The organism is Mesorhizobium sp. B2-8-9 (genome assembly GCF_006439475.1).
Lineage (GTDB): Bacteria > Pseudomonadota > Alphaproteobacteria > Rhizobiales > Rhizobiaceae > Mesorhizobium.
Genome location: NZ_VFTQ01000048.1, coordinates 21,936 through 30,874, shown reverse-complemented (window position 1 = coordinate 30,874; position 8,939 = coordinate 21,936). Strand labels below are relative to the sequence as shown.

General features: G+C 62.3%; 9 protein-coding genes. 3 read left to right on the top strand and 6 right to left on the bottom strand.

Going from position 1 to position 8,939, the window contains the following annotated elements; all coding sequences use genetic code 11:
- Nucleotides 1–155, top strand: a 155-nt coding sequence (locus FJ423_RS31995; RefSeq protein ID WP_140678284.1) for a P-II family nitrogen regulator, incomplete at its 5' end; no start/stop codon positions are given.
- Nucleotides 156–204: 49 nt separating this feature from the next.
- Nucleotides 205–1,614, top strand: coding sequence for a type I glutamate--ammonia ligase (gene glnA / locus FJ423_RS31990; protein WP_095765489.1), 1,410 nt, complete (start codon nucleotides 205–207; stop codon nucleotides 1,612–1,614).
- Between the two features lie 369 nt (nucleotides 1,615–1,983).
- Here the strand turns inward: glnA and FJ423_RS31985 are convergent, their stop codons facing one another.
- Entirely contained in the window at nucleotides 1,984–3,021 is a 1,038-nt protein-coding gene (locus FJ423_RS31985) for a glutamine synthetase beta-grasp domain-containing protein (RefSeq protein ID WP_095765491.1), read from the bottom strand.
- A gap of 310 nt (nucleotides 3,022–3,331) precedes the next feature.
- Here FJ423_RS31985 and FJ423_RS31980 point away from each other — a divergent pair, with 310 nt between their 5' ends.
- Nucleotides 3,332–3,526: a DUF2735 domain-containing protein gene (locus tag FJ423_RS31980; RefSeq protein WP_140847589.1), complete on the top strand. Its 195-nt coding sequence runs from the start codon at nucleotides 3,332–3,334 to the stop codon at nucleotides 3,524–3,526.
- 86 nt (nucleotides 3,527–3,612) lie between these two features.
- Here the strand turns inward: FJ423_RS31980 and FJ423_RS31975 are convergent, their stop codons facing one another.
- The 5 genes from FJ423_RS31975 to FJ423_RS31955 all read right to left on the bottom strand — a co-directional run bounded on the left by FJ423_RS31975 (nucleotide 3,613) and on the right by FJ423_RS31955 (nucleotide 8,938).
- Complete coding sequence (locus FJ423_RS31975; RefSeq protein ID WP_140847586.1) at nucleotides 3,613–5,502, bottom strand: MFS transporter; 1,890 nt, start codon at nucleotides 5,500–5,502, stop codon at nucleotides 3,613–3,615.
- A gap of 176 nt (nucleotides 5,503–5,678) precedes the next feature.
- Nucleotides 5,679–6,470 (bottom strand): ATP12 family chaperone protein, encoded by a 792-nt coding sequence (locus FJ423_RS31970; protein WP_140847584.1) that lies wholly within the window; start codon nucleotides 6,468–6,470, stop codon nucleotides 5,679–5,681.
- 103 nt (nucleotides 6,471–6,573) lie between these two features.
- A complete protein-coding gene (locus FJ423_RS31965; RefSeq protein WP_140847595.1) occupies nucleotides 6,574–7,449 on the bottom strand; it encodes a DMT family transporter in 876 nt (291 codons plus the stop codon).
- Nucleotides 7,450–7,492: 43 nt separating this feature from the next.
- The gene (locus FJ423_RS31960; protein WP_140847581.1) at nucleotides 7,493–8,473 is read right to left on the bottom strand and encodes an RluA family pseudouridine synthase; all 981 of its coding nucleotides are present in this window, start codon (nucleotides 8,471–8,473) and stop codon (nucleotides 7,493–7,495) included.
- Between the two features lie 102 nt (nucleotides 8,474–8,575).
- A complete protein-coding gene (locus tag FJ423_RS31955; protein ID WP_140847578.1) occupies nucleotides 8,576–8,938 on the bottom strand; it encodes a DUF779 domain-containing protein in 363 nt (120 codons plus the stop codon).
- Between the last annotated feature and the right edge of the window lies 1 nt (nucleotide 8,939).

Genomic DNA, 8,939 nt, shown 5'->3' with positions numbered 1-8,939 from the left:
AGGTGGTGCTTGGCGACGAGGCTGTCGAAGGCGCAATCGAGGCCATCCGCAAGGCGGCGCAGACCGGCCGCATCGGCGATGGAAAAATCTTCGTCTCCAACATAGAGGAAGTCGTGCGCATCCGCACAGGCGAGACCGGCATCGACGCCATCTGACCAAACCTACAATCCATTTCCGGACGTCATCACACAGGGAAGAAATGACATGACGACAGCCAAAGACATCATGAAGCAGATCAAGGACAACGACGTGAAATTCGTCGACCTGCGCTTCACCGATCCGCGGGGCAAGCTGCAGCATGTGACGATGGATGTCGTCGAGGTGGAGGAAGACATGTTCGCCGACGGCGTCATGTTCGACGGCTCCTCGATCGCCGGTTGGAAGGCAATCAACGAGTCCGACATGGTGCTGATGCCGGACACCGATACCGTCCATATGGATCCGTTCTTTGCCCAGTCGACCATGGTCATCCTGTGCGACATCCTCGATCCGATTTCGGGCGAGGCTTATAACCGCGATCCGCGCGGCACCGCCAAGAAGGCCGAGGCCTACATGAAGGCGGAAGGCATCGGCGACACCATCTATGTCGGTCCCGAGGCCGAGTTCTTCGTGTTCGACGACGTCAAGTACAAGGCCGATCCCTACAACACCGGCTTCCGTCTCGACTCGACCGAACTGCCCTCCAACGACGACACCGACTACGAGACCGGCAATCTCGGCCACCGTCCGCGCATCAAGGGCGGCTATTTCCCGGTGCCGCCGATCGATTCCTGCCAGGACATGCGTTCCGAGATGCTGACCGTGCTCGCCGAAATGGGTGTGCGCGTCGAAAAGCACCACCACGAGGTCGCCGCCGCGCAGCACGAGCTCGGCATCAAGTTCGACACGCTGGTGCGCAACGCCGACAAGATGCTGATCTACAAGTATGTCGTGCACCAGGTCGCCAACGCCTACGGGAAGACAGCCACCTTCATGCCGAAGCCGGTGTTCGGCGACAATGGCTCGGGCATGCACGTCCACCAGTCGATCTGGAAGGGCGGCAAGCCGACCTTCGCCGGCAACGAATATGCCGGCCTGTCGGAGAGCTGCCTCTATTACATCGGCGGCATCATCAAGCACGCCAAGGCGATTAACGCCTTCACCAACCCGCTGACCAACTCCTACAAGCGTCTGGTGCCGGGCTATGAGGCGCCGGTGCTGCTCGCCTATTCGGCGCGCAACCGCTCAGCTTCCTGCCGCATTCCGTTCGGCAACTCGCCGAAGTCGAAGCGCGTCGAGGTCCGCTTCCCCGATCCAGGCGCGAACCCCTATCTCGGTTTCGCCGCCATGCTGATGGCCGGCCTCGATGGCATCAAGAACAAGATCCACCCCGGACAGCCGATGGACAAGGATCTCTACGACCTGCCGCCGAAGGAGCTGAAGAAGATCCCGACCGTCTGCGGCTCGCTGCGCGAAGCCCTGCAGAACCTCGACAAGGACCGCGGCTTCCTCAAGGCCGGCGGCGTCTTCGACGACGATCAGATCGACAGCTATATCGAGCTCAAGATGGCCGAGGTCATGCGCTTCGAAATGACCCCGCACCCGGTTGAGTACGACATGTATTATTCGGTCTAAGCTTCTGATCGGATGGAAATTCCGCCCTTGGAAGGCACTCCCTTCCAAGGGCTTTTCATTTCAGCAGACGGGCTTTCGAGCCGGCGCGGCGCGTGCCGGCCGGGCTCGCGCACCGGCACCGCCGGCTGCTCGCATTTCTCCGGCGACATCTTCCTCGCCCAGGTCAACCGCGACGGGAACCGCACGCCGCGCCCTGCCCCACGCCAAGACATAGTGGCAGCGCTCAAATCGCGTGCGTGATTGCCGCCTGACGGTGGCGGCAGACTGGCCTGTATTGCCGGCTCTCCCATGCAAAAAGCCCCAGCGGGTTTCCGCTGGGGCTTTTCTAGCGTGCTCATCGTGCCGGGGGCCTGCGCCCCTAGCGAGGAATCAGGCGGCAGCCGAAACCGCGGCGGTCGAAACCTGCGAGATCGTCTTCAGCACCTGCGAGGCAATCTGGTAGGGGTCGCCCTGCGAGTTCGGGCGACGGTCTTCCAGGTAGCCCTTGTAGTCGTTCTTGACGAAGGAGTGCGGCACGCGGATCGAAGCGCCGCGGTCGGCGACACCGTAGGAGAACTTGTTCCACGGCGCGGTTTCGTGCTTGCCGGTCAGGCGCTTGTCGTTGTCCGGGCCGTAGACCGCGATATGATCCATCAGGTTCTTGTCGAACTGCGCCATCAGCGCCTCGAAATAGGCCTTGCCGCCGACTTCACGCATGTACTTGGTCGAGAAGTTGCAGTGCATGCCCGAGCCGTTCCAGTCGGTGTCGCCGAGCGGCTTGCAGTGGAACTCGATGTCGATGCCGTATTTTTCGGTCAGACGCAGCAGCAGATAGCGCGCCATCCAGATCTGGTCGGCCGCCTTCTTGGAGCCCTTGCCGAAAATCTGGAATTCCCACTGGCCCTTGGCCACTTCGGCGTTGATGCCTTCATGGTTGATGCCGGCGGCGAGGCAAAGGTCGAGATGTTCCTCGACGATCTGGCGGGCGACATCGCCGACGTTCTTGTAGCCAACGCCGGTGTAATACGGACCCTGCGGGGCCGGGTAGCCGCTCTCGGGGAAGCCAAGCGGACGGCCGTCCTTGTAGAAGAAATATTCCTGCTCGAAGCCGAACCAGGCATCCTCGTCGTCGAGGATGGTCGCGCGGCTGTTGGATTCATGCGGGGTGACGCCATCGGGCATCATGACTTCGCACATGACCAGAATACCGTTGGTGCGGGCCGGGTCCGGATAAAGCGCGACCGGCTTCAGCACGCAATCGGAGCTGCGCCCCTCAGCCTGGTTCGTGGAGGAACCATCGAAGCCCCATAGCGGCAGCTGCTCGAGCGTCGGGAACTCGGCGAATTCCTTGATCTGGGTCTTGCCGCGCAGATTGGGGACCGGTGTGTAGCCGTCCAGCCAGATATACTCGAGCTTGTATTTGGTCATTCTAGAGCCTCTCGTTGCTTGATCACCGCCAAATGGTGGCGACGCTCGGCCGGCTCGAGCCGGCCTGCCGACGGTCAAAAAGCAATTCGTATGCCACTCGGCCTTCGCGGGGTGCGGCAAAATGGTCATGGCAACGCGTTGATTTTGTTGAGCCGTCTCAGCAATGCGACTGGATCGTTCAGGTGCCGATTTTGCTTATAAAATAGGCATTTGCTGATCTTTTTGTAAGCATATTGCCTAAAGGAATCGCAGGGCATATTTTGATGGGAAGGTGAATCGGTACGCTCCTGAAAAGGCGAGGAGATCGGCAATGCAAGTCACGCCATCGCGGCCGTCGGCCAAAGTCCTGCTGTTCCCGCTCGCAGCACGCAAGTCTGCCTCAAATTTAGGCGCCAAGGCCAACTTCGCGGCAGAACTTGCGGCACTTCGCGGCGAGCACGCCGACTTCGACGGCTGGTACCACGAAGCGGCGATCGAGGAAGAGAACCAGCAGCGCAAGAGCTGAGCTGACCGCTTTCTTGCAATTGGGCATGAAAAAAGCCCGGCGTGATTGCTCACGCCGGGCTTTCTGTTTGCACGGAGTGACCGAGGTCATTCCTTGGCGTGCAAGTCGGTGCCGAGCGTATCCCTGACGAAGATCATGCCGATGATAAGCGACATTGCCGCGATGATAACCGGGTACCAGAGACCGTAGTAGATATCGCCCTTGTAGGCGCTGAGCGCGAACACCGTTGCCGGCAGCAGACCGCCGAACCAGCCATTGCCAATGTGGTAGGGCAGCGACATGCCGGTGTAGCGAATGCGGGTCGGGAACATCTCGACCAGGATGGCCGCGATCGGCCCATAGACCATGGTGACGAACAGCACCAGGATGAACAGGATGCCGATCGTGAGCGGCCAGTTGATGGCTGCCGGATCGGCAGTCATGGCGAACGGACCGCCGCCCGGGATATTGTAGACGGTGACTTCGGGCGCACCCGCCGCCTCCTCCTTGGTCAGCAGCTTGTCGGCGATCGCCTTGTCGGCCGGAACCGTCGCCTTTTCGCCGCCGCGGATGGCCGCGGCATCGAGCTTGAGTTCGGGATTGGCCGCGATGAAGGCGTCGAGCTTCTGGTCCGGAACCTTGGCCGCGGCGCGCTTCAGCGGATAGCCGCCGTCCCGCAGCGCCATGTTCACCGCTTTCTGGAAGGCCGCCTCCTTGGCCTTGGCCTGATCGCCAGCGGCAACGGCATCATAGGACGCCACCGTCTCGTTGCCGATCTTGACCGTGGCAGCCGTGCCGGGCGCTGCCGTCGCAACGACGTCGTAAGGCACCGAGTTCTTGGTCAGGAACGACGTCGCGATATCACAGGATGTCGTGAACTTCGCCGTGCCGACAGGATTGAACTGGAACTTGCAGTCGCCGGGCGCCGCCGTCACCGTCGCGCGGGTGTTCTGCTGCGCGGTGGCCAGAGCCGGATTGGCGGCCCAGGTCAGAGCCTTGAACAGCGGAAAGGTGCAGACGATGCCCAACGCAAGGCCTGCCATGATGATGGGCTTACGGCCGATCTTGTCCGACAGCCAGCCGAACACGACGAAGAAGATCGAGCCGACGGCCAGCGCGATAGCGATCATGACGTTGACCGACCATGCGTCGACCTTCAGCACGTTCTGCAGGAAGAACAGGGCGTAGAACTGCCCGTTGTACCAGATCACGGCCTGGCCGGCGGTAAGGCCGAGCAGCGCCAGAAGGGCGATCTTGGCGTTCTTCCACTGACCGAAAGCTTCCGTTAACGGCGCCTTGGAGCCCTTACCTTCCTCCTTCATGCGCTGGAAGGTCGGCGACTCCGAAAGCGACAGCCGGATCCAGATCGAGATGGCGAGCAGCAGGAACGAGACGATGAAGGGGATGCGCCAACCCCAACTGGCGTAGGTCTCCTTGCTGAGCGAGCCCTGGACGATCAGGATGACGATCAGCGACAGGAACAGGCCGAGCGTCGCCGTGGTCTGGATCCAGGACGTGTAGTAGCCGCGTCGGTCGTCCGGCGCGTGTTCGGCGACGTAGGTCGCGGCACCGCCATACTCGCCGCCAAGCGCAAGGCCCTGCAGCATGCGCAGCCCGATCAGGATCACGGGCGCCGCGATGCCCCAACTGGCATAGCCGGGCAGCAGGCCCACCAGGAAGGTGGACAGGCCCATGATCGTCATAGTGACGAGGAAGGTGTATTTGCGGCCGACGAGATCGCCGATGCGGCCAAACACGAGCGCGCCGAACGGACGCACAAGGAAGCCGGCGGCAAAGGCCAGCAGCGCGAAGATGTTGCGCGTCGCTTCGGGAATCGCCGGGCTGAAGAAGGTCGAGCCGATGAAGGCGGCCAGCGAGCCGTAGAGATAGAAATCATACCACTCGAAAACGGTACCGAGCGAGGAGGCGAAGATGACCTTCTTCTCCTCCCGCGTCATGCCGCGGCTGGTTCCGCCGGCGGTCGAAGCCATTGCCATTGATATATCCTCCCGTGAGATCCCGTCTGTCCTCGATGGCTGCGCGCCACCGTCCGCGCTCCTGCGAACGCGGACTCAAAAACGCAGCCAACGAAGGAAAAATGACAGAAAGGGCGGGCGAAAGGCACCGCGACGATGGGATTATGACTTTGGTATTAGGTGCGCTGCGAAGGCACTCAGGCCTGTAACGCCTCGAGCAGGCTGACCGCCGCCATCATGTCGCGCTTGCGCGCCAAGCGGCGCGCCAAGGCCTCCGCATCCTGGCCCCAATGCTCGATCTGCCAATCCTCGTCGACATGGCCGGCCGCCCAGGCTTCCTCGCCGTCGAGCTCGCCGAAATCGACGGCCAAGGCCAGCAGCGCCGAACCGGTCAGCGCTGTCATGACATGGATGGCGGCCAGCCGCATCGGTTCCGAGCGCTGGCCAAGATGCGCGCCGAGAACGGCGATGGTTTCGCGGGGCTGCTCGACATGGATGACGCCTTCGGCAAGGTTGAAGCGTGCGCCGAGATGGCTGCGCGCCCAGTCCAGCACCGGATCCCAATGGTTGTTCTGGCGATCGACCAGGCCTTGCGGGCCGTCGGCGCGGTAGCAAAGAAGATCGGACGAGGCGAAGCGCAGGATATCCTCCAGCACCGCCTGCGGATCGGAGGCGACGCCGTCGATGGCGGTGTTCACTAGCCGCATGACCGGCATCGTCACGGGATCGATGACTTCGCCTTGCGCGCTGAATTCAGCGGCCACAAGTGCTGCAGCCTTTTCGGTCGGCAGCACCATCACAGCCTTGCCAGGCGTGCGCACCGGCCGTCCGTCGAGATTGATTGCAAAGCCATTCTCGACGGGAGCCACCGAAACAGCCTGGTAGAAACGCCTCGGCAGCGGCGTCTTCATCTGGATCTGGGCGCGACGCACAGGATCGGGATCCGAAAGCAGCTTGCCGGCTTCGAGGTCTTCGAGGATGTCGCGCATGCCGAACTCCTTAAAGCAATTTGAGGAAAAGTGTGAAGCGGTTTTGCGTCCGCAATCGCGTCAACATAAAGAGATAGGGCAGCTTGCCGTTCCGCGAGCTGATCTATGGTGTGGGTTGTCTGCGCGCCGGGCGATTGACGATGATCAGCCCGGTGGCAATCAGGCCGAGCGCCAGGAAAATCCTGGTCGTCGGCAGCTCGCCCAACAGCACCGCGCCGCACAGGACGCCGAACACCGGCGACAGAAAGGCGAAGCTCGACAAGCCGGCCGCCGGATAGCGCGCGAGCAGCCAGAACCACAACACATAGGTGAAGGCGACGATATAGAAAGACTGGAACAGCAGCGCCAGTGTCGGCAGGACGGCAAGCGCTCGAATGGGTGGGCCGGCGAAAGGCATCACCAGGATACCAACGACGGCCGCGCCGGCCAGCTGATAGAGCAGCAGTTTCTCCGCGCGCGTCTCGACCAGCCTCGATCGTTTGATGACGATGCTGGTCGCTGCCCAGAGAATGCCTGAGCCGAGACTGAGCAGATCGCCGGTCAGTGTCGCGCCGCTGCCGGCAATGATGCCGTCGGAGAAGACCGCCGCCAGACCGCAGAAGGCGAGAACAAGGCCACCGAGCTTGCGCGCATTGATACGCTCGCCAAGCAGGAAATGTCCGCCGATCAGCACCCAGAACGGCATGGTGTTGACCAGGAGCGTGTTGCGGGCAACGGTCGTATATTCGAGGCCGATATAGAGGCACAGGAACTCAACGCCGAAGAGCACGCCGACGACGATGCCGGCGGCCAGCGTCCGATCCGCTTCGAAGAGCTTGATGCCGCGCAGCCGGCACCAGGCGAACACGCAGGCTCCCCCGATGAGCGAACGTGCGATCGAGACGAAGACAGGGTCGTAGCCGGAGTATGACACCTTGGCGGCGACATAGTTCAGGCCCCAGGAAAAGGTCAGCCCGACCATGATGGCCGCCGCGGCCATGTCGACTGCATCGCGGCGATCCAATGCGGGGGCGACAGCCAAGTCAGTCTTCCGCGCTCTGGTCGTCGAAGCCGATCAGGTTCCAGCTCTGGCGCATATGCGGCGGCATCGGCGCCGTGACGTCGATGACGCCGTGGTCCGGATGCGGGATGATGATGCGGCGCGCATGCAGGTGCAGGCGGTTTTGAATGCCGCCCGGGAAATCCCAGTTGGTATCGGCCTCGAAATATTTGGGATCGCCGATGATCGGGCAACCTATGTAGGCGGCGTGAACGCGAAGCTGGTGCGTGCGGCCGGTATAGGGCTCCATCTCCAGCCAGGTCATCGTCTGCGCCGCCTGCTCGATGACACGGTAGTAGGAGACGGCGTGGTCGGCGCCCTTCTCGCCATGCGCGGCTACGCGCACGCGGTCGCCATCTTCCGTGGGCTCCTTGATGAGCCAGGTCGAGATCTTGTCCTCGCGCTTGGGCGGCACGCCCTTGACAAGCGCCCAGTAGGTTTTCTTGGTCTCGCGCGCGCGGAACGCTTCCGAAAGCTTCATCGCCGCAAGACGGGTGCGGGCAACCACCAGCACGCCGGACGTGTCGCGGTCGAGGCGATGGACGAGGCGCGGCTTCTCGCCCTTCTTGTTGCGCCAGGCCTCCAGCATGTCGTCGACATTGCGGGTGACGCCTGAGCCGCCCTGCACGGCGAGCCCCGCCGGCTTGTTGAAGACGAAGACTTTCGGGTCCTCATGCAGAAGCATCTTGGCGAGCACGTCGGCATCGCCCTGGTTGCGGATCGAGTGGCCGGTGAGCGGCGCATCGCCCTTCTTATCGACATCGAGCGGCGGAACGCGGACAGACTGGCCGGGCTCGACACGCGTGTCGGCCTTCACCCGGCCGCCATCGACGCGGATTTGCCCCGACCGAAGCAACTTCTGCAGATGGCCGAAGCCGAGGCCCGGATAATGGACCTTGAACCAGCGGTCGAGCCGCATGCCCGCCTCACCGGCCTCAACCGTGATCTGTTCAACACCTGCCATGACTTTGCTTTTCCATTCGAAAGCGGCGCCATAGCACTAAGGCGGACAGGTTGCGAGCCAAAGGCCCAACAAAGAGCGATAATTACCCCACACGTCGTCTGATCAATTGCCCGAAGGCGTAAGCACCGCGCAGACCGTCGAGCGCGTCAGAAAGCGCTTCTCGCGGCCATTGTCGAGCGAGAACATCCCGCCCCTGCCCTTCACCACATCGATGATGAGATCGGTGTGCTTCCACGCCTCATATTGCGAGGCACTGATATAGACCGGCGTATCGCCGATTTCGCCCAATTTCACGTCATTGTCGCCGATCATGAAGTCGCCACGCGGGTAGCACATCGGCGAGGAGCCGTCGCAGCAGCCGCCGGACTGATGGAACAGAACCGGGCCGTGATCGGCGATGATCTCGGCAAGCAGCGCCTCGGCCTCCGGCGTGGCCGACACCTTGCTCAATGAAAGCTTATCCATC